General features: G+C 36.0%; 13 protein-coding genes. All 13 read left to right on the forward strand.

All coding sequences use genetic code 11. The annotated features are described in order from the left end of the window. The first annotated feature begins 169 nt into the window (after positions 1-169). The 13 genes from AC6CHR_RS16090 to AC6CHR_RS16150 all read left to right on the forward strand — a co-directional run bounded on the left by AC6CHR_RS16090 (position 170) and on the right by AC6CHR_RS16150 (position 23,488). Positions 170-559 (forward strand): hypothetical protein, encoded by a 390-nt coding sequence (locus tag AC6CHR_RS16090; RefSeq protein ID WP_498250012.1) that lies wholly within the window; start codon positions 170-172, stop codon positions 557-559. Between the two features lie 371 nt (positions 560-930). Next, complete coding sequence (locus AC6CHR_RS16095; protein ID WP_498250013.1) at positions 931-2,247, forward strand: alpha-L-fucosidase; 1,317 nt, start codon at positions 931-933, stop codon at positions 2,245-2,247. 74 nt (positions 2,248-2,321) lie between these two features. Continuing rightward, the gene (locus tag AC6CHR_RS16100) at positions 2,322-5,399 is read left to right on the forward strand and encodes a beta-galactosidase (RefSeq protein ID WP_498250014.1); all 3,078 of its coding nucleotides are present in this window, start codon (positions 2,322-2,324) and stop codon (positions 5,397-5,399) included. A gap of 246 nt (positions 5,400-5,645) precedes the next feature. Further along, a complete protein-coding gene (locus AC6CHR_RS16105) occupies positions 5,646-6,266 on the forward strand; it encodes a YesL family protein (protein WP_498250015.1) in 621 nt (206 codons plus the stop codon). A 39-nt stretch (positions 6,267-6,305) separates the two neighbouring features. Continuing rightward, positions 6,306-8,573, forward strand: coding sequence for a helix-turn-helix domain-containing protein (locus tag AC6CHR_RS16110; protein ID WP_498250016.1), 2,268 nt, complete (start codon positions 6,306-6,308; stop codon positions 8,571-8,573). 431 nt (positions 8,574-9,004) lie between these two features. Beyond that, on the forward strand, positions 9,005-9,292 hold the full coding sequence (locus AC6CHR_RS16115; RefSeq protein ID WP_498250017.1) for a hypothetical protein: 288 nt from the start codon (positions 9,005-9,007) through the stop codon (positions 9,290-9,292). 826 nt (positions 9,293-10,118) lie between these two features. Continuing rightward, positions 10,119-11,021: an ABC transporter permease gene (locus tag AC6CHR_RS16120; protein ID WP_498250060.1), complete on the forward strand. Its 903-nt coding sequence runs from the start codon at positions 10,119-10,121 to the stop codon at positions 11,019-11,021. 15 nt (positions 11,022-11,036) lie between these two features. Beyond that, a complete protein-coding gene (locus tag AC6CHR_RS16125) occupies positions 11,037-11,942 on the forward strand; it encodes a carbohydrate ABC transporter permease (protein WP_498250018.1) in 906 nt (301 codons plus the stop codon). A 103-nt stretch (positions 11,943-12,045) separates the two neighbouring features. Then, a complete protein-coding gene (locus AC6CHR_RS16130; RefSeq protein ID WP_498250019.1) occupies positions 12,046-13,623 on the forward strand; it encodes an extracellular solute-binding protein in 1,578 nt (525 codons plus the stop codon). 122 nt (positions 13,624-13,745) lie between these two features. Next, on the forward strand, positions 13,746-16,079 hold the full coding sequence (locus tag AC6CHR_RS16135) for a glycoside hydrolase family 3 N-terminal domain-containing protein (protein WP_498250020.1): 2,334 nt from the start codon (positions 13,746-13,748) through the stop codon (positions 16,077-16,079). Positions 16,080-16,091: 12 nt separating this feature from the next. Then, the gene (locus AC6CHR_RS16140; RefSeq protein WP_498250021.1) at positions 16,092-19,238 is read left to right on the forward strand and encodes an alpha-mannosidase; all 3,147 of its coding nucleotides are present in this window, start codon (positions 16,092-16,094) and stop codon (positions 19,236-19,238) included. A gap of 131 nt (positions 19,239-19,369) precedes the next feature. Beyond that, positions 19,370-22,132, forward strand: a complete 2,763-nt coding sequence (locus tag AC6CHR_RS16145) for an alpha-mannosidase (protein ID WP_498250022.1) — start codon at positions 19,370-19,372, stop codon at positions 22,130-22,132. Between the two features lie 54 nt (positions 22,133-22,186). Next, positions 22,187-23,488, forward strand: coding sequence for a glycoside hydrolase family 125 protein (locus AC6CHR_RS16150; protein WP_498250023.1), 1,302 nt, complete (start codon positions 22,187-22,189; stop codon positions 23,486-23,488). The last annotated feature ends 1 nt before the right edge of the window (position 23,489 follow it).

A 23,489-nucleotide genomic window follows, 5' to 3' on the forward strand; every position in this document is an offset into this window, starting at 1 on the left:
GGACTAAGTTATATTAAAGTTACGGCACAAGGGTCCGAGATTATGTAAAAAGAAAGCTTACTTCCTCATAACAATGCCATTTAAATAAGGGTAAATGCTAGATCGAGTGATTCGTATACTCTTGAGTCATTACTAACGAATGATTCTGTAAGAAGTAAAGAGTTAATTGATGCAATCCGCATGGGAAGAAATTGATGAAATAATTTTCGAAATTGAAAATACTAATCTAACAAACGAAAGTAAGAATTTAGTTGAACAATACAAAGTGCAAGCTTCTGAGTTAAGTATCAAACGGGATAAGGCAATTGAACTTGCTGTAGAAATAGAAAGAAGAAGCTTATTATCAGAAGAGGTTGAAAAAGCTAGAGCAGAGACGAGGTTTAAACGAAGTATAAATAAAATTCAAGATGTACCTCCCTCGTACTATCAGACATTAGTCAACAAAGATCAAGTTGATAAGATAAACCAAATACAGAGAGGTCATCACTACAATTACTATGGTATGGCAGGGAATCTCTGGTCGATCACTAAAATCTATAACATAACTGATCGTTATTAAAGTGTTTTACTATTGAGCAACCACAGAGTGATGAATACCCAACTTTTTTCCAAATGTCTAAAATACTATTCTTTCTTTAAAGAATAAATCTATCGTTTTTCTCTTAAATGTTACAATTCATGTTTTCTGAAAATTTATGGTTAGAACATAAATCAGCTTACTATAAATAGGTGCATATAAGTGGTTTTGAAGAAAATGAATTCTTTTTTGTAAAGGCTTACATATCGCTGCTTATTTTACATATTTACAGGTAAGCATCCAATAGATATTATAGGCAGGAACTATTTATAAGAAATGTTTAGTCCATTTGGTTAGTGCATGGACGGATAAACTGAAATTTGAAACTTTGAAATTATTGGAGGTTTATAAAAATGAGTAAAGTATCAAAAGAGATAAAATATGCAAATTGGCATTACAAATATGGGGACCCTGAATGGTTTCTTCATGACCGCATCGGGTTATTTATCCATTTTGGACTCTATTCGCCGGCAGCTCGTCATGAATGGGTAATGACACACGAAAGAATACTCCCGGATACATACCGCAAGTATTTTGAACATTTTGAACCAGATTTGTTAAATGCCAAGGAATGGGCTAGTGCAGCTAAACAAGCAGGTATGAAATATTTTGTTATAACGACAAAACATCATGAAGGCTTTGCCTTATGGGATACGAAACTCAGTGATTATAAGGTGACCAATACACCAATAAAACGAGATCTATTACGAGAAATAATTGATGCTTTCCGTGAAGAGGGTTTAAAAGTTGGACTCTATCATTCATTAATAGATTGGTATCATCCAGAGTTTACAATTGATGGGTTGCACCCGCAACGAGATGATGAAGATTTCAAAAAAGAAAATACTGATCGTAATATGGATAAGTATGTTGATTTTATGCATGGTCAGGTTAGGGAATTATTAACGAATTACGGAAAAATCGATTATATTTGGTTCGATTTTTCTTATCCACACCGTGACTGGGGATGGGAAAAAGGGAAAGGGGAGAATGATTGGCAGTCTAAGAAGCTGGAAAAGATGGTGCTAGATCTTCAGCCTGATATTCTCATCAATGACCGCCTAGATTTAAATCAAGGTGTTATAACTCCAGAACAGTACCAGCCAAAGGAACCTGTCGAAAAAGATGGACATCCAGTCATTTGGGAAGCATGCCAGACAATGAATGGAACATGGGGCTATCACCGTGATAATCTTGACTGGAAATCTACTGAAATGCTGCTCAAAATGTTAATTGATACTGTCTCAAAAAGTGGAAATTTTCTTATGAATGTAGGGCCAAATGGACGAGGGGAGTTTGATGGCCGTTCTATAGAGCGATTACAGGAAATTGGCGAATGGATGAGATTGCACTCTCGTTCGATATATGGAGCAAAGCATAGTGAATACAAGCCACCGCTTGACTGTCGCTATACGAAAAATGGTAATCGCTTGTACCTCCATATTTACTCATGGCCATTCCGTCATCTTCATTTAAAAGGTTTAGCTGGAAAAGTACAATATGCTCAGCTTCTAAATGATGCATCAGAGGTCCATTTTAGAGAATTTGATCCTGAAGAAGTCATCACAAGTACAGAAACAAAAATTGATATTGATTCAATTGTTTTAGAACTTCCTGTCCAAAAACCAGGTGTACTTATACCCGTTATTGAGATTTTTATTATAGATTAAGACGCATGACAAGCTTTAAGCATGAGTCCTGTCATTACAAAGATTACATTAAGTTAATATGGGGGTTATTATTTATGGGTAACATCGTTATTTTCTATGATTCTAGTTTCCCTATAGATGGTCACAGACCGAACAGATCTTTTTTTGGAAACTTTAACCAAGAAATAATCGTTGCAGATGCTCTATCTTTGAAGGGGATTTTAGCAAATAGTGAAGTGGACTGTTTTATAAATATGCATGGTTCCTATTTTCCGAAAAGTGCTTGGCAAGCAATATATGATCATCTTAAAAGCGGCAAAGGAATCGTACATATTGGCGGAATTCCATTTCGGATTCCTTGTTATATGGCGAATGGCAATTGGGAAAGGGAACGTGTGCAAACAGCTTACCATCAGCAATTAAATATTCATGAAGCATTGCATGTTAAATCCGAACCGATTGCTTCTTTGCAGCATAATGAGGATATTCCTGTGTTCTCCGGTAAAGAGGATCTATTTCCAATTGCGGATACCAGCAACTTTGTGCTGCATGTGACAAAATCCAGTTCAATTGAGGCCGAAATGGGTTCAGTAGGTCCGATGGATGCGCGTATTTATCCGTTGCTTAAAGGTATTTCAAAGAGCGGGCGTGAAGTAGCAGCCCCTGGTGTCCTAATTGAAAATACAAAAGGGAAATTCACCGGAGGACGCTGGCTCTTCATTAATCAGAAGGTTAATGAACAATTTTGGACAGAAAAGGGCGCAAAGGTTATCGAGGAATTAGTTTTGTTTGTAACAAATGGAGTAACTGAAATGTGGTTGAAAATGAACTATGCAACGTATGATGAAGGGGAACGTCCAAAAGTAACCTATCTATTGCAGTCGTTTAAAAGTGAAACAACAGAATGGACATTGACATTTACTGTTAAAAAGAATAAACAAGAAGTCTTTTCTAATACAGAAATCGTAAAAGCTTCCCAACAATTGAATGTCCTTTCCTTTATTTTTCCAATAGATATTATGCCAGGATTGTATGAACTAACATGTCATGCTGTATCAAGCAAAGGAGAAACAAGAATTCTTCATCAAGGTTTCTGGGGAATGGATAAGACACTATTAACAAAAGGTGTTCCATTAACATGTGATCGGGACTATTTTCAAAAAGATGGACGCCCAATGCCAATTGTTGGTATGACGTATATGACATCAGATGTTGCTCGTTACTTTTTATTCTTACCTAACCCTTATATTTGGGATCGGGATATGGCACAAATGAAGCGTGCAGGTATAAATTATATTCGTACAGGGATTTGGACTGGATGGCGCAACATGATGTTTGTCGATGGTCATGTGGATGAAAATGTGCTGCGTTCCATTGATGCTTTTATCCTATGTGCGAAAAAACACGATCTTGAAGTAACGTTTACTTTCTTTTCCTTTACACCGGAAACATGGGAAGGAGAAAATCCATACCTTGACCCACGAAGTGTTGAGGCGCAAAAACGTTTTATTACGTCAATCGTTTCAAGGCATACAGAAACGACTAATATTCAATGGGATTTAATTAATGAGCCTTCATTGTTTGATCCGAGCCGCACATTCTCAGGCCCTAGGTCATGTCATGATAAGTATGATCGTAAAGCATATAGAGAATGGCTTAGGAAACGTCATGGTTCCATTCGTGAACTACAGGAAAAATGGAACATGACGGAACAGGAATTGTCATCCTTTGATGCGGTTGAACCACCTGAACCGAGTGAGATCAATCTTGGAATAAAAGATATGTCTTTGGGGAAAAAAGGCTTAAAATGGCTTGATTATACGTTGTATACGATGGATATGCATAATAAATGGGCAAAAGTGCTTACAGAACCCATTAAGCGGTTAGCGCCAAATCAACTTGTTACGGTTGGACAGGATGAAGCACTTGGCTCACAGCGTCCATCACCGTTATTTTATTGTGATGCGGTTGATTATACAACGAACCATTCATGGTGGCTGCTCGATCAATTAGTCTGGGATGGAATATTCACGAAAACTCCTACTAAGCCAAACCTGATTCAGGAAACGGGAATTATGTATGTAGAAAACCCAAATAATCAAGCAAAAAGGAGTGAAGAAGAATTACGCAACATTCTGGAAAGAAAATATGCTTATTCCTTTTCGACAGGTGGAGCTGGCGCTGTACAATGGCTCTGGAACACAAACTACTATATGAATAACATTAATGAATCAAATATCGGGGCAATTCGAGCTGACGGTACCGAAAAGCCTGAAGCAAATGTTTCTTATGATTTTGGTGCGTTTATAAATGATACACGAGATTTATTCAAAGGCAGGGAACTGGAAGAAATAGCTGTAGTTTTCCCATATTCAAATGAATTCTCAAATCGCAGACTAGCATTAGATGCAACAATGAAGCTTACGAGAACTTTGGCTTATGAGATGAATATACCTTTTCGTGCATTAAGTGAATATCATCTTGAAGCATTAAAAAACGAACCGCCAAAGCTAGTGGTTGTTCCGAGTCCACACAATTTTAACAGTAGTTCACTCACTAGCATTTTGGAAGTTGTAAAAGAACAAGGTATAACACTATTTTTTACAGGACCTATAAACTTAGATGAATATTGGCACGAAACAGGACGAATGACCGATATCATTGGAGCTACTAGCATTGAAAATATCCTGCGCGAGGAAATGCTTGAAATAAATAAAAAACATTATCCAGTTTCATTTGGCGGAGAACGAATTGCTGAAGCAATGAAAGAGGTTTTGAGCCCTGAGCGAAATTCAACGGCAATAAAGGAATTTTCATACGGGAAAGGTGAAATTATCTGGTGTTCATTACCCGTCGAACTAAATGAAAGAAGTGAGGCAATCATCGCTTTATACGAATATGTTATAGAAAAGGCAGGAGTACAGGATCAGCTGGATTGGCAAAAAGGTGATATGCCAGGTAATTACGGGAGAAAACTCTCTTTTGAAAATGGTTCTTTATTTATATTTGTTTCCGAATTTGCGGGGGATACCCATGTTGAAATTAAGGATCATGAATCAAATAGAACATATACCTTTCAGCTTAAAGCTGAAAGAACGGTTATGTTTGCCACAGATAAAAAGGGGAATATCACTTCTGTTTACCGTCCAGATGAGGTTGAAATTATATACTGAAAAAGATTAATCATTTCAATTTTTGAGGTGACAAAAAGAAAGAGAAAAACCAAATTTGTGATATAATAAGTGCAAATAAGGACAACTACCGGGTGTAAATGATCACTTTGATGAAATAAGCTTCAGAAAATGATAGTACAATATTAAAAGAAATCGACAAATTAGTCGGTTTCTTTTAAACTCTCTGTCTTTAAACTATTAACAAAAAAAATGGTAGCGCATTCTCGAGATGGGGAAGTGACTGATATGACAACTTTAAATGGTATTTTTAAATGGGTGTATGATATAGGGAATTGGTTAGCTAAAATAATGTATCTTCACTTCCTGTGGATCATATTTTCATTACTTGGCTTGGGGGTATTTGGAATATCGCCAGCAACGGCTGCACTGTTCTCCGTGATACATACGTGGTTTGAAGGAGATTTTGATATTCCAATATTCAGGAAGTTTTATATCGTATATAAAACTCAGTTTTTTAAATCGAATAGTCTGGGAATTATATTGATTGGGTTAGGGATATTTTTCTATATTGATATGAACATTTCAGAACAGTACATTCAATCATTTTACGTTCATCTTTTTTTACTAATTATTATTTTCCTGTATTTTCTTACAGTAATGTATTTCTTTCTTGTATTTGTTCGTTATGAACTAAAGTTTCACTTGTATTTTAAACAATCGCTTTTTATTGCACTTGCTCGTCCGTTGGAAACGATTGCGATGATCATTTGTCTTATTCTATTATTTTATCTTTTTAGATTTCTACCAATTCTTCTTTTTTTTGCAGGATCCTCCATTATTGCTTATCCACTTGCTTGGTTTTCATATCGAGCGTGTGTTCAACTAGAGGAAAAGAGACTAACTTAAAAAGTAACTATTTTATACTGAGATATAGGGGGGAGGAATGTGTTTCGTAATAGAATTAAATCTCGACTATTATATAAATATATCGTCTCCTATCTACTTGTTTTTCTTGTTCCTTTTCTTATCATGAGCACTATTATTTATTATAATTCTGTATCCAGCCTGCGTCAGGAAATTGAACAATCAAATATAAATAAACTAGAACAGGTAGAAAAACTAACAAACGAGCGAATGAAAGAATTAGAAACTCTTGCAGCAAGAATTTCATATGATCCAAGGCTTACTCCTTATATGATCAGTCATGGATATTACAGTGGAGAAGCAATTGATGAATTAAAAAAATATAAAGCAAACAGTTCAATCATTGAAGAACTATTTGTTTATTATCATGATGATGAGACAATATATTCCACTAGCGGTTCATTTACTATTGATGCTTTAATACAAAAAAAATATCGGTTTGGTGAATGGGGAAAAGGAGATCTTATTAGTGATTTGCATACGAAAATACCATTCATAAAGCCTGTTAACAATGTAGTGATTAAGAATGATTACAATTATAAACATGAGAATATGATTGCTTATTTATTTCCGATAGCTCCAAACAATCCTCAGCCTTATGGTACAGTTATGTATTTTATAGAGGAATCGACGATGACAGATTTGATTCAAAACATATTAGGTGAAACTGAAGGTAATGTCTATATTTTCAATGAAAATAATCAGACTATTGCATCTGCCATTAATGATGAACCAATTAGTGAAGAAGATTTAGAGTCACTTTCTTTAGATAACTACGGGGTTAATAATATTAAATTAAATGGAAAAGATTATTCACTTGTGTCTGTTAAATCGGAGCTAAGTGGCTGGAAGTTTTTAACGTTGATGGAGGATGAGCAATTTTTTAAACTTCTAAACAATACGACGATATTGATCTTTGCCATGTTAATTGTCCTTTTAATTGTTGGCTTTGTATTAGCTGTAATACTTGGGAAAAATCAATATAAGCCAATTCAAAACCTGTTTGAAATAACAAGCATGGGCAGAAAGAAAACGGGTGATCTGGAAGACGGAAATGAATTAGAGACCATTTGCAAGACGATTACACATGTATTTGAAGACCATCAGATTTTGAATGAAACGATGTTTATGCAAAAACCTTTTGCCAGGGATCAATTTTTAGTGAAACTATTAAAAGGTAATATTAGTGATGGAAAAGAAATAAATTCCTTGCTGCATTCGTTAAATATTCAAATGAAGGATGGGCACTACTTTGTGACGATCGTATATTTTGAAAAAGGAACCTTTATAGAGGATAATTTGGAAGAAAGGGAAAAGGTTTTTAACACCTTATCGAATATTTCGCTGGAAAACGCCACGGCACATGGCATTGATTTGGTTTACAATGATGCTATGGCACTAATTGTAAGTATGGATCAAGTAACAAAAGATGCTAACAAAGAACGTCAAAAGCTTGTGCCGCGGATTCAGCAGTATATTCATGAAACTTGCCTTTTTGATCCTACTATTGGGGTGGGTGGGCTTTACGAAGAAAAAAACCTGATAAACCGATCCTATATTGAAGCCCTTGCAACAATGGAATATAAATTTGCAAAGCTACAAGGCTGCATCATCTATTTTGAGGAAATCAGTATACAGCCGGAACAGTCACTTGGATATCCGATAGAAGAACAAATGAAGCTTGTCCAAAGTTTAAAGCAAGGGGACCAGATTGTCGCTGCTGAAACATTAAGTAACATGTTTACAAATCTGGCTAATAAAGATCTGTCTATCCAGGTGTTAAAATGCATCTGTTTTGATATTATCAATGCAATTGTGAAAACAATTTCTGAAATGGAATTGAGTAAAGACATCCAGGATTTTAATGCAATAGCAGATTTTAATTCGATAGAACAATTGCACAAACAGCTGCACGAGTTAGTTTTAACGATATGTGAAGAGGTTAATGGCAAGAAAGAAAGCCATAATGATAAACTGCGAAATGATGTTTTGGCTTATATTAGAGACAACTATAATATGTATGAGCTTTCTTTGGAAAATATTGCGCTTGAATTTCAACTATCTGTATCGTATCTTAGTCGCTTTATAAAAGGACAAACGGGTGTTACGTTTACGCAATATTTACAAGATCTCCGCATGGAAGATATAAAGAGACAATTAAGGGAAACAGATAAGCCAATTAAAGAAATCGTCGTTCAAGTAGGTTATTTGGATGTTGCGAATTTTACCCGGAAGTTCAAGAAAATAGTAGGTGTAACACCTGGACAATATCGTAATTTAAACAGGTAATCGAATACAATACTTAAGGCTATGATTTTTACTAATCATGGCCTTTTTCATGCTTTAGGAAAATATAAAGTTCTTGTACTGTGGGGTATAGTAGTAAGTCAGTGTATCCAAAATAACCTAAGAATTTACGAGTAAGGAGTTAGTTTCGTTCATGATAATTTTTTATCAGTAGTATTTCCCTCGAAATACTACTGCAAAAGCACTTTAATAAAAGTATATAAAGGCATACATATTGAAGTGAGATTGAAATATATTGCAAGAGTTGGTTGCAAATTGTTGAAATGAAAGTGGAACCATAATTGTCATTGTTGTCCTGACAATGCTTAATGAATTTAACATATTGATAGGTGTGAAAATTGTCTTTACGCTTTCAATGATTATAGTCTATCCATTTTTACAATGTCTCCATTGACGGAATAAATATCGTTGAAATGGTAACAAGTGGTGGAAAAGGTCCACATGAACAAGTGTTTTGGGAATATAATGGTCAGCTCGCTCTTAGACAAGGGAAATGGAAACTTGCCTTAAATGGGAAGCTAGATTTTGACACGCCGGTAATAGATTGTATTCATTTATCTGATCTTGAAAAAGATCCAAGCGAACGAATAAACCTGGCGGAACATTTTCCAGAGCTGAAAGAAGAAATGGAAACTGATCTAAAACAATGGTATGAAGATATTATGCGGAAAGATAACTCGGCACTTGAGCTAATAAAGTGACAAATAGTTTGTTAAGGTGCACAAACCTCATTCTTTTTTCATTTATTAATTTTGTTAGACAAATGAGTGGGGATGTGTGCTTGCTTACTAAGCCACATAAAGGTATATACACCAGAAAAAAACATTCAGCCTCTAGTTATTCTCTACATTTTATGGTTTACCCCCCATCTTAACAAGTTTAATCATCTATGTTTCTATTAAAAAATTAGCATCTCAAATGGTGTAATTTAGCCTCGGTCTCCTGAAATATGGTAGGCCTTCTTTTTATCTTCGCATGTTCACTCATATCAATATTGTATTTTCGAGTCCATCAGCTTAGTTAATATAAGTGCAGGTAGGATTGAACTTTTATTTACTAATGTGGCAATATGAATGTCAAAAATAATTTTTACATTCTTTTTGTGTAGGTTGGCATGGATAATGCATGAACATCTTAAACTGCTTCTGGTTTATATAATTAATGAGCACTAAGTAGTATAAGTTTTTTATTTATAATTAGTTATTCTTCCTAAAGACTGATACAAAGGCATTTAGTAAGAATGTAAAGGCTTACATATTGATGCAAGAGTGACATATTACTAGAGTTGCTAAAGTTTAATTAGTAAGCGTTTTCATAGTTGTTTTTATCTCCTTGACAAGCTTAATAGAAATAACATATTGATTTCATTTCCTAAAAAACGCTAGTATGAAAGCAGTTACATAAGAAGCCAGAGGGAGGGTTAATTGAATGAGTTCAAGTACGGCAACTTCTCCATTACAACAGGAAGAAGAATTTAATAATGGATCAACGAAACCCCTTAAATTAAAGCAAAAAAAACCTGAAAAAATGAAAAGGAACAGAAAGATCTTACAAAATTGGCAGCTTTACCTTTTTGTATTGCCAGCATTTTTATACTTTTTAATCTTTCATTATATTCCAATGTACGGGGTGCAAATTGCATTTAAAAACTTTATTCCAACTTTAGGAATATGGGAAAGCGAATGGGTTGGATTTGATCATTTTATTAGATTCTTTGAATCCTATTATTTTTGGGATTTAATCAAAAATACTTTAGGAATAAGTGTCTACGAATTAATTGTTGGTTTTCCATTACCGATTATTTTAGCGTTAGCATTAAATGAGGTAAAAGACAGTTTATTTAAGCGGACTGTACAGACGGTAACATATGCACCTCACTTTATTTCAGTTGTTGTTATGTCAGGGATGATCCTAGCGTTTCTTTCTCCTGCGACAGGAATAATAAACCACGGCATACAATTTCTGGGTTTTGAACCAATTGCATTTTTGAGTGATCCAGCCTGGTTTAAAACGGTATATGTATTATCTGGTGTATGGCAAAGTACGGGGTGGGGGACTATCATTTACCTTGCTGCCCTTGCAGGGGTGGATCCACAGCATCATGAAGCTGCAATAGTTGATGGTGCCACGCGTTTTCAGCGTATCTGGCATATAAACATTCCAGCAATTGTTCCAACAATGATTATTTTGTTAATTATGAACGTTGGCAGTATTATGGCGCTTGGATTCGAGAAGATTTTACTATTGCAAAATCCTCTAAATCTTGAGTCCTCGAATGTGATTGCGACATTTGTTTATCAAGCAGGTTTATTAGACGCACAGTATAGTTTTGCATCGGCAGTTGGGCTGTTCAATGCTGTTATAAATGCTATCTTACTAATAACTGTAAACAAGATCGCGAAAAAGACTAGTGAGACAAGCCTATGGTAAGAGGGGGATTAGAATATGAATAGTTCAATACATGAAACAAAAACAGACAAAATATTTAAAGCATTTGTATATATTTTTCTCACAGGTGCATTAGTGATCGTACTTTACCCTTTGATTTATATTGTTAGTGCATCGATAAGTAATCCATCAGATGTAAACACAGGGGAAATGTGGTTTTTTCCAAAGGGAATTACATTTGAAGGTTACAGACTGATTTTTGAAAATGGCGATATCTGGAGAGGGTATCTTAATACAATTTTTTATACTGCTTTAGGTACGTTCATTAACTTAGCAGTAACAATCCCTGCTGCATACGCATTGGCACGTAAAGATTTTGTTGGTAGAAATCTTCTAATGGGTATGTTTGTCCTAACTATGTTTTTTAGTGGAGGGCTAATTCCCACTTACTTAGTTGTAAAAAATTTAGGGCTTATTGACACAATTTGGGCGATGGTTTTACCGAATGCTGCGGCAGTATGGAACATCGTGATTGCACGTGTGTTTTTCCAAACGTCCATACCAAAAGAATTGGAAGAGGCAGCAATTATTGATGGGGCCTCGAATTTTAAAATGTTTGTCAAAATTATCTTACCATTATCAGCACCAATTATAGCCGTTATGGCACTATTCTATGGAGTTGGCCACTGGAATGGATATTTTAATGCACTTATCTACTTATCTGACAAAGAGATGTTTCCACTTCAATTAGTTTTAAGAGAAATACTTGTATTGCAGGAAATGTCATCACAAAGCACAAATTTAACAGGTACTATGGCTGAGGCGATTCATAGTAAGCAGCAGCTTGCAGCTGTAATTAAGTATGGGGTAATGATTGTCTCTACACTTCCTATTATTATTGTTTACCCATTTTTACAACGTTATTTTGTAAAAGGCGTAATGATAGGATCATTGAAAGGGTAGATAGGATAATCTCTTTTAAAATTGTGGTGATATAAGGGGGTGATCCTTTAATACATGTCATTCAAAGGAAAGTATATGTTTAAAAATGAAAGGGGATGCAAGGATGAAAAAAATACTAATACTGCTTTTAACAGCTATATTATTACTTACAGCATGCAGTTCGAAAGAAAAAGTAAGTCAAGAGAAGGGTGTAGAAGTGAATAAAGAAGGGTTCCCAATTGTAGAAGAAGAAATAGAAATATCCATGATGGCACCTGGTACTGGTCTGGCTGAATGGAAGGATATGCCTACTTTAAAGGAGTATTCAGAAAAGACCAAGATTAATTTTGAGTATATTACTCCTCCAATGAGTGATTTCCAGACGAAATTAAATCTCGCATTTGCTAGTGGAGATATTGCAGATGTTATTTATGCAGCAGGGTCAACTAATTTCACTCCTGGTATGGAAGTAGATTATGGAAAACAAGGAGTATTGGTACCTTTAGAAGACCTTATTAAAGAATATGCTCCTAATATACAAAAAATATTTGATGAAAATCCTGAAATTAAAAAATCCGTTACAACTGTTGATGGGCACATCTATTCAATCCCTGCTATCAATATGCATCCAACATCTGGCTGGTATAGAGGCCCAATGTGGTTCAACGGTCAATGGCTAAAAGCGTTAGGTGTGGAAGAATTACCTAAGACTACTGATGAACTATATGATTTATTAGTAAGGTTTAAAACTGAAGATCCAAATGGTAATGGAAAAGCCGATGAAATTCCATTAACAGATGTAAAAATGGATAGCACACGTCCTTGGTTACTCGGTGCTTTTGGATTGAAAGAATGGGGTATTGATGAAGTTGATGGGAAAGTAAGATATACGCCTATGACAGACAATTATAAAGAATACTTAACATATATGAATAAACTCTATGAAGAAGGATTATTAGATACAGAGACATTTTCACAATCTGATGAACAGAAAAAGGCAAAAGGACAAGTGAACCGTCTTGGATTATTCCCGGATTATTTCTCATTCTTTACTACTGGTGAAACACAAGATGAAGCAATAAACAATCCAATGTTTCATCCTCTAACTAGTTCAGTTTCAAACGAGCCATTGTTCCCTCGTAGTCCTGGAATAAGTAGGGGTGCCTTCTCTATCACTAGTAACAATGAAAACCCAGAAGCTTCGATTCGATGGGTTGACTATTTCTATTCAAAAGAAGGTCGTGAATACTTAAATGATGGACCTGAAGGATACCTATGGAAAAAAGGTGAAAACGGAGAAAGAGAGTATCAAGAGGTACCGGAAGGCTTTAATAGTAGTGAAGATTATCGTGGAACATTAACACCTGCATATGGAATTACTGCACCAACAGTTACGGCTCGAATTGAAGGTGTCGAACTATCAGAATTTGATAAGTTTATTGAAGCTGAAACGAAGGAAAAGATTGATCCTTATGCAGAGGTTCCATTTCCACTTACCTATTTAACAAATGAAGAGCAAGCGACAGTAAATACTATTGAAGTGGATTTACAATCCTATGTAGAACAAATGGAAGCAAAATTCATCACTGGGATTGAACCATTATCTAACTGGGATAAATACGTAAAAACGATTGAAGATATGAATATAGAAAAATATATTCAAGTTTACCAAGATGCTTACGATCGTTGGAAAGATAGTTAATAGGGTTAACATTAAATTCTAATCCCTGATAGTCTAATAAATTAATATGAAAATAAAGGATGGATCGTATGCCCCTAATAATAAGAGGTATACGATTCATCATTATATTTTGGGGGATGTACATGGAAAAATACAAAGATAGTCATTATCCCATACACGAACGATTGAAAAGTTTATTAAATGAAATGACATTGAAAGAAAAGGTAGGCCAATTAAATCAAAAAATGTATGGATGGGATGCCTACAATAAAACAGAAAATGGATATGAATTAACAAGCACTTTTAAAGAACAAGTTGCCAAATTTGATAGTATGGGTGCTTTATATGGTTTGTTTAGAGCAGATCCGTGGTCAAATGTTAACTTTGCAAATGGGATAAAGGTTGAGAATAGTGCAGCTGTGACTAATATGATCCAGAAGTATGTGAAAGAAAAGACAAGATTAGGTATACCTGTGCTATTTTCTGAAGAATGTCCACATGGGCATCAGGCATTGGATAGCACCATATTTCCGACCCATATTGGGTCGGGAGCCTCTTGGAATCCACAGCTACAGCAGATGGTTTCCAAGCATGTAGCGGATGAGTTACATGCTAGGGGTGGGCATCTAGGTTTAGTCTCCACTTTAGACATTGTCCGAGATCCAAGATGGGGAAGAACAGAAGAGTGCTTTAGCGAAGATCCCTATTTATCATCGAAAATGACAGAGGCCGTCGTTCTTGGGATGCAAGGAGAGAATGAGAATACCCCTAAAGTTCTCCCAGTATTAAAACACTTTGCTGCACAAGGAGCCGGAGTTGGAGGCCACAATTCAGGACCAGCATTAATCGGTGAAAGAGAATTGCGGGAGATTTTTTTACCACCAATGAAAGCGGGAATACAGTCTGGGGTGCTAGCTTGTATGGCTGCTTATAATGAGATTGATGGTGTTCCTTGTCATGCGAACCACCACCTATTAACTAAGATCCTTCGCGAGGAGTGGGATTACAAAGGAATTGTCATGGCAGATGGTACAGCACTTGACCGATTGCTATTATTAACTGGCAACAAGGAGTTAGCAGCTGCATATGGCTTAAAAGCAGGAGTAGATTTAAGTTTATGGGATGATGTTTATATGGAGATTGAAACAGCAGTAAAAAGTGGAAAAATTGAAGAGCAACTTGTTGATAAAGCAGTTTCAAGAGTACTTTATCTAAAGTTTAAGCTAGGGCTTTTTGATGAAACAATAACGAGAAGTGAAGCAAAGGCAACAAGTGTTATTGGAAGTAGTAGAGCGATTGAAACGAATGTGGAAATGGCTCGTCAGTCTATTGTATTAGTTGAAAACAAGAACAAAATATTACCAATTAGTAAACAGTTAAAGAAAATAGCTGTTATTGGACCGAATGCTAACAATATCTACAATTTACTCGGAGATTATACACCACCCCAGCGTAGAGAAAATGTTGTAACCATACTAGATGGTATAAAATCCATGGTCGGTATGGATACGGAAGTATCGTATGCAAAAGGGTGTGGAATTAGAGATAAGGGTAAATCTGAGTTTACCACTGTAAAGAAAATGGCTAAGGAAGCAGATATTGTTGTATTAGCGTTAGGTGGAACTAGTGCTAGAGAGTTTGGAATGGAATTTGAAAGTAATGGTGCTGTTAAGGAATTTAATGAAACTGAAATGGATTGTGGAGAAAATATGGATGTAGCTAATTTAGAACTTGGTGGAGTACAACTGGATCTAGTGAAAGAAATACATTCAACTGGAACACCTATTATTTCTGTTCTGATTCAAGGGCGTCCTTATTCAATACCGTTGCTAACCCAATATTGTGAGGCCGTTTTAATAGGATGGTATCCAGGGCAACAGGGGGGGAGAGCGATAGCTGAAGTACTATTTGGTGATGTTAATCCGAATGGCAAGCTTCCAGTTTCTATTCCTCGTTCGTCGATGCAACTACCCGTTTATTATAACTATAAGGATAGTGGTGCCAAAGAGGATTACTTTGATATGAGTGGAAGGGCATTATACCCTTTTGGTTATGGTTTAAGTTATACATCGTTTACCTATCGTTTTCTTTCTGAAGAAAATGAAACAATTACACAAAAGGAGCTTCATGATTCTAAGCAAGTTACTTTTTATGTAGAAGTCACAAATACAGGCGATATAGATGGATATGAAGTAGTTCAACTTTATATTAAAGATATGGAAGCTACTGTGACACAGAGGAAGAAAGAACTGAAAGGATTTCAAAAGGTTTGGTTAAAAAAAAATGAAACCAAGACGATTACATTTTCTCTCGGTTTTGATGAACTAGCTATATGGGATATTAATATGAATTTCGCAATTGAACCAGGATCCGTAAAACTGATGGTAGGTGGTTCTTCTCATACTGTGTTAGAAAAAAAGCTAATCATAGAAGACTGTTCACATCATTTGGGAATGAAAGGTCAAATGCAGGAATAGAAAGGAAAAAAAATGCAGCATATTCAACGTATCATTCGGATCTTACAGGTAAATCAGTATAAGGATTTACTAGAACTCCAAGGCTGGAAAGCTAAAAGAGCTCATTATATAAACCCTGGAGAGTATGACAACCATAAGGAAAACACCGAAGATTTAGTGGTGAATATTGGTGATTTAGTTGCGGACTCTGGTATAACAGTATTTCTTGAAAAGGAAGTAGAAATTCCATCAAATTGGAAAAAAGATAACGTAGGCATTGTATTTAAAGTAAATGGTAATGGGAAGCAATCTTATAGTGAGGGCCTTTTATCATTACAAGGAATACCAACACAAGGATTAGATCGAAATCGTGCTCTTGTCGTTATTCCACCTGAACAGTTAATAAACAAAGTGTTACATGTACAAGTTGAATTATTTAACCCAGTCGGAATTCCTAAAGATGAACTACGTGGATTTAACCTAGTTGCAGGTCCAGAAACTGATCCACCGGCAGCATATTTGGAACAAAGTAGTTTGGTCTTAATAAATAAAGAAGTACAAAGTCTTTTATACCTATTGGAAGTTTGTTATAAGACGGCAGTATTATTTGATAAAAGTGATACTCGCTATCATTTACTCTTTAAAGCGATGGAAAAGGTAGTTGATAAGCTTGCTATGCCAAGCAAAGAAACACTCCTTGATCAGGAATTACTAAGAAAGTTAGAGGGAGGTTTAAAACAAACAATTCAAGAATTATCAGGATTTAGAGAAGGAACTATTCGAGCTATTGGTCAATCTCATATTGATATTGCCTGGTTATGGCCTATAAAAGAAACAATAAGAAAAGGATCTCGTACATTTTCTAGTGTTTGTACATTATTAGAAGAATACAATGAATTTGAATTTGCTCAAAGTCAACCTCAATTATTTGCATACTTAAAAGAATATCAGCCAAAAGTTTATGAACGAGTAAAGCAAAAAGTAGCAGAGGGTCGATTTGAAATTATTGGTGGTATGTGGGTAGAACCTGATCTGAATATTCCTTCAGGTGAATCCCTTGTCCGACAACTACTTTATGGTAAGAAATTTTTCAAAGAGGAATTTGGTTTAGAACCTCGAGTCGAGTGGTTACCAGATACCTTTGGTTACTGTGCATCTTTACCACAAATCCTAAAAAAGGCTGAAACAGACTTTTTTATGACAACAAAACTAAATTGGAATGATACCAATCGTTTCCCTTATGATCTTTTTTATTGGGAAGGAATTGATGGTACTAAGATCCTATCTTATTTACATAATATTCTTGGTCAGCAAACACAACCAGCAGATATTAAGAGTACATGGCAGGATTATAAACAAAAGGGCGAGTATCCTGAGAGGATGTTGGTTTATGGCTATGGTGATGGAGGTGGCGGTGTCACAAGGGAAATGATTGAGTATTTGGAACGGTCTAGCAATCTTCCCGGAATGCCAGATGTGAAATTTGATAAGGTTCATGACTTTTTTGAGAGAATTGAATCAAAAGAGCCACAATTACCTTGCTGGTATGGAGATTTATACTTAGAACTCCACCGCGGCACTTATACGACTCATGCAAAAACCAAAAAGAATAATAGAAAAGCAGAGGCCCTTTATAGAGAACTAGAGATTTGGAATAGTTTTGCTCACATCGCCCTAGATAAACCATATCCTATGGAGGAAATAAACCAAAGTTGGAAGCTAATCATGCTCAATCAGTTCCATGATATTGTGCCAGGTACATCCATTTCACCTGTATATGAACTTTCAGAGAAACAATATCAAGAGGTATTTGATATTGGTGCAAAATTAAAGGACGAAGCTATTCACTATATCGCTGAATCGATCAATACAGAAGGTGAAGGCCAACCTATTATTCTACTAAACAGCCTTAGCTGGACACGTGATGAAATGATAACGATTACTGGTGGAAAAGAACTATTAAATAAAGAATTGATTGATAAACAAGGGAACAGGTATGTAACAGAATGTATTGTAAGCAAAGATGGAATTGTAACACTCAATGCTCACATTGATCGTATTCCAGAATTAGGGTATAAAACAGTGTGGTTAAAGGATGCTGATGAGCAGCTAGAAGTAGCACATTCTAAAGAATTCAATGGTCTTTGGGAGACACCTAATTATAAAGTGGAATTTACTAAAAATGGTTGGCTTGGCCGATTATATGATAAGAAAGCTGAAAAAGAAATTATTAAAAATGGAGAATATGCGAATGAGTTGCAATTATTTGATGACTTACCAACTGATTGGGATGCTTGGGATTTAGATCCGAACTTTGAAAAACAGCGTTTGGTAAATCCTCAATTAATTGAAGCAAGGGTAATTCATAAAGGATCTGTTACAGATAAATTGGGATTTAAATGGAAAGTGAATCATTCACTAGTGACTCAAGAAATCACCTTTTATCATCACAGTAAAAAAGTAGATTTTAAGACAAAAGTAGATTGGATAGAAAAACATAAACTATTAAAGGTTGCCTTTCCGGTGAATATTTTTAGCTCTAAAGCTACTTATGAGATTCCGTTTGGTTCAATTGAACGTGCTACTCACAATAATACAAGTTGGGAACAAGCCCAATATGAAGTATGTGGACAACGGTGGGCAGACCTTTCAGAGGGGAATTATGGTGTAAGTTTGTTAAATGATTGTAAATATGGTTATGACATAAAAGGAAATAAAATAAGACTATCACTATTACGTGCTCCAAAATGGCCTGATACCCAAGCCGATATAATGGAGCATGAATTTACGTATTCATTATTCCCTCATGAAGGGGATTGGAGGAAAGGGGAAACGGTTAGAAAAGGACAAGAGTTACATTCTCCATTATCCGTTGTCAAGACATCGTCACATTCGGGTAAATTACCAGATTCAATGGCGTTTATTAACATAAACAGTGATAGTGTAATCGTTGATTCAATTAAACAAGCTGAAAGTGAAAGTGGGATTATTTTAAGAATGTATGAATCTAAAGGGAGTGAAACTTCTGCTAAATTGCAGTTTAGTCAAATGATCAATATTAGAGAGACAAATGAAACAAATTTACTTGAGAAATTCGTAAATAAGTTGTTGATGGAAGATGGAAATATTAATCGGAAATTTCACCCATTTGAGATTTGTACATTTCACGTAACGAAGTAGTTAAGATGTTCCTTTTATGGATGCTTAAGTTGAAACCAAAGATTAGATGAAAATCATTTTTAGTGGAATGAGCCAAATAATTAAGTGAATGGCTCCTTCTGCTGCAAGTAATATTTTTTGGAGGGGTAAAATTGGAGGATAAAAAGTATATTCATATCATTTCTCATACCCATTGGGACAGGGAATGGTACTTGCCTTATGAGAAGCACCACGTCCTTTTAACAAAGCTGATGGATAGACTGTTGGAAACATTAGAAAGCAATAAGGATTTTAAAAGCTTTCATCTTGATGGGCAAACAATCATTTTAGATGATTATTTACAAGTTCGTCCTGACAAGAGGGAAAAGTTACAAGAGTTCGTCAAAGAGGGAAGGCTTCATATCGGTCCATGGTACATTTTGCAAGATGAATTTTTGACAAGTAGTGAAGCAAATATCCGCAATCTCCAATACGGATTGAAAGATGCATTGCGATGGGGAAATGTTTCAAAAGTAGGCTATTTTCCGGATTCATTTGGAAACATCGGCCAGGCTCCGCAAATCTTAAACCAGGCTGGTATTAACAATGCTGTCTTCGGAAGAGGTGTGAAGCCAACAGGATTTAACAATACCGTCAGTGAAGCAGAAAATTATGAATCGCCCTATTCAGAAATGCTTTGGCGCTCCCCAGATGGGTCATCAGTTCTCGGTATTTTATTTGCAAATTGGTACTGCAATGGGAATGAAGTACCAACAGATGAAAAAGAAGCCCAAAAATATTGGGAGCAGCACATTGCATCCTTAGAAAAATATGCAGCAAGCCCACATATGCTCATGATGAATGGCTGTGATCATCAGCCAATCCAAACTGATTTGCCAGAAGCCATTCGAGTTGCTGAAACGTTATATCCGAATATCGAATTTGTTCATTCGAATTTTAATGATTATGTTGGCAAGCTTGCCGCATCACTACCGCAAAATTTAAAAGTAATTGAAGGAGAGCTACGAAGCCAGCAGACGGACGGATGGGGCACGCTTGTTAATACAGCATCCGCACGTGTATATATTAAACAAATGAATCAACATAGTCAGACACTTCTTGAGAAGGTGGCAGAACCACTGTCTGCATTTGCCTATTTACAAGGAGGAGATTACCACCATCATTTAATTGAATATGCGTGGAAGACATTAATGCAAAATCACCCGCATGACAGCATTTGCGGCTGCAGTGTTGATGAGGTTCACCGTGAAATGGTCACCAGATTTGAGAAGAGTAAACATGTAGCTGAGATGATCATTGATGAAAGTCTCGAGTCCATTTCCGAAAAAATTAATACAGCTAGTTTTAAAAAATGGGGTGAAGATGCACTTCCATTTACTGTATATAACACAACTGGATGGGATCGTACAGGAGTCGTTTCTATTACACTTGATGTAAAAAGAGATTATTTCTCAGCAGGAGTAAACAAACGAGAGCTTAAAGAATTTCCATTAGGAGAAAGAACATTAGTTGATGATAGAGGAACTGAATATCATTGTAAGGTGAAAGATTTAGGAATCTCCTTTGATTATGATTTGCCAGAAGAGAAATTCCGTCAACCGTATATGGCTAGAAGAGTTCATCTAACATTTGAAGCAGAAAAAGTACCTGCACTAGGCTTTACGACATATGCATGGGTTCCATCTTCAAAACGTAATGATACTAGTTCCTTAATCATAAATGAAAATGAAATGGAAAATAATTATGTAAATGTAAAAATTAATGAAAATGGTTCCTTAACTGTAACCAATAAAGCAAATGGGCGTACATTTGAAGACCTATGTGTGTATGAAGACACAGGTGATATCGGTAACGAATATATGTACAAGCAGCCGAATAATGAGCGAGCGCTTACAACAAAAGGCTCAATTGCAAAGGTAAACATCATCGAAAATACACCATTCCAGGCTGCATATGAGATTGTACACGAGTGGGGAATTCCGGCATGTGCATCAGATTTACTAAATAAAGAGCAAAAGGAGCTTGTCTGGTTTACCGGCAGAAAGTCAGCACGTGTAGAGGAGAAGGTTCCGTTTACAATCAAAACAGTTGTAACGTTAGCAAAGAATAGCAAAGGTATCGATGTTAAAACATCTTTCAATAACCAAGCGAAGGACCATCGTCTCAGAGCGTTATTTCCAACAGATATTAAAACAGCAGTCCATCATGCTGATTCAATCTTTGAAATAGCAAAACGAACCAACGAGCCGTCACAAGAATGGACGAACCCGGATCATTCACAGCATCAGGAAGCATTTGTTGATGTAAGTAATGAAGTTGAAGGCTTGACTGTTGCAAATCTTGGATTAAATGAGTATGAAATAATCCGTGATGGTCGGAATACGATTGCGATAACATTACTGCGCTCTGTAGGCGAGCTTGGTGATTGGGGCTATTTTCCGACACCTGAAGCACAGTGTTTGGGAGAGCAGTCTGTTTCATTTTGTATCTATCCACATGAGGGAAAAGATGGTGCAGCTAAGACATATAAAGATGCATACCAATATCAAGTACCTTGGTCATTGAAACAGACAGGTCTTCATGATGGTGAATTGCCTCCTGTTCATTCATTTGTCCAGTGGAAATCTGCAAATCTAGCATTTTCCTCTATGAAAGTATCTAAACAATTTGGCGATGTCATGATGCGCTGGTTCAATATGGCTGATGAAAGCGATACTCTTATCGTCAAGATATCAGAAACTTATAAGAATACGTATAAAAGTAATGTGATTGAAGAAAAAGGGAAATCATTACATGTTGATGGCAATAAAGCTGTTCACGTTTCAGTTCGTAATTATGAAATCGTTACACTAGGATTTGAAAAAAATGAATTTAAGAAATGTGTTCAAACAGTGTGCAGTATGATCAATGCATAACATTTGAACTCGGGACATGACTATAAGACTACTAGAAAGGGAAGTGAGTACTTCATGCAAGGACAATTACCACGATCAATGAAAGCATTAATAGATGAAGTAAAATCATCATTCGCTCATGATCAAAAAGTAAAAACAATGTTTGAAAATTGTTTTTCCAATACATATGAAACAACCATTCGACCTAAGGATGATGGAACGACATTTGTGATTACGGGTGACATACCTGCAATGTGGCTACGGGATTCAGCTGCACAGGTTCGTCCATATTTACTACTTGCTGAACATGATGAGAAAATGGCAGATCTGATTGAAGGTGTGATAAAAAAACAATTATACTGCATTATTCATGATCCATATGCAAATGCGTTTAACGAGGAAGCAAATGGAAACCGATATCATGACGATAATACGGAGATGACGCCACTTCTATGGGAACGAAAATATGAAATTGATTCACTTTGTTATCCAATTCAGTTGTCCTATTTATTCTGGAAGTCAACTGGAAGAACATCTCAGTTTAATGAAATGTTCCGCGAAGCTGTTGCCAAAATAATCGAAACTTGGAAAACGGAGCAAAACCATGAAGAAAATTCTAGCTACATGTTTGAAAGGGATAACTGCCCAATGCAGGATACATTATCACATGATGGAAAAGGGGCTCCTGTTGGCTACACAGGAATGACCTGGAGTGGTTTTCGTCCTAGTGATGACGCTTGTCAGTATGGTTACTTAATCCCTGCCAATATGTTTGCTGTAGTTGTCTTAAAACAATTAAAGGAGATAGCTGAAGAAGTTCTTCATGATAAGGATCTTGCGGAAACAGCTTTTGAATTGGCGAATGAAATTGATCGGGGCATTCAAAATTTCGGTAAAATTGAACATCCAGTCTATGGAACCATTTACGCCTACGAGACAGACGGACTCGGAAATTACAACCTAATGGATGATGCGAATGTACCTAGTCTTCTCGCACTTCCGTACTTAGGTTATTGTAATGCGGATGATCCAATTTATCAAAACACGAGAAATTTTATTTTAAGTTCTGAAAACCCTTACTACTATCAGGGGAAGCTGGCGAAAGGGATTGGCAGTCCACATACACCTGAACAGTATATTTGGCACATCGCTCTTGCGATCCAGGGGATGACGGCATTAACAAATGAGGAGAAAGAGGAAATTCTTGAGCTGTTTAAAAACACCGATGCAAATACCAACTTTATGCACGAAGGATTTCATGTTGATGAACCTGAAAAATATACAAGACCCTGGTTCTCATGGGCCAATTCGATGTTTAGTGAATTTTTGTTAAGTCAATGTCATTTGTTTGTAAAAGGCAGTCCTTTAGAGAAGTAGC

The sequence above is a fragment of the Metabacillus sp. GQ13 genome (genome assembly GCF_059758525.1).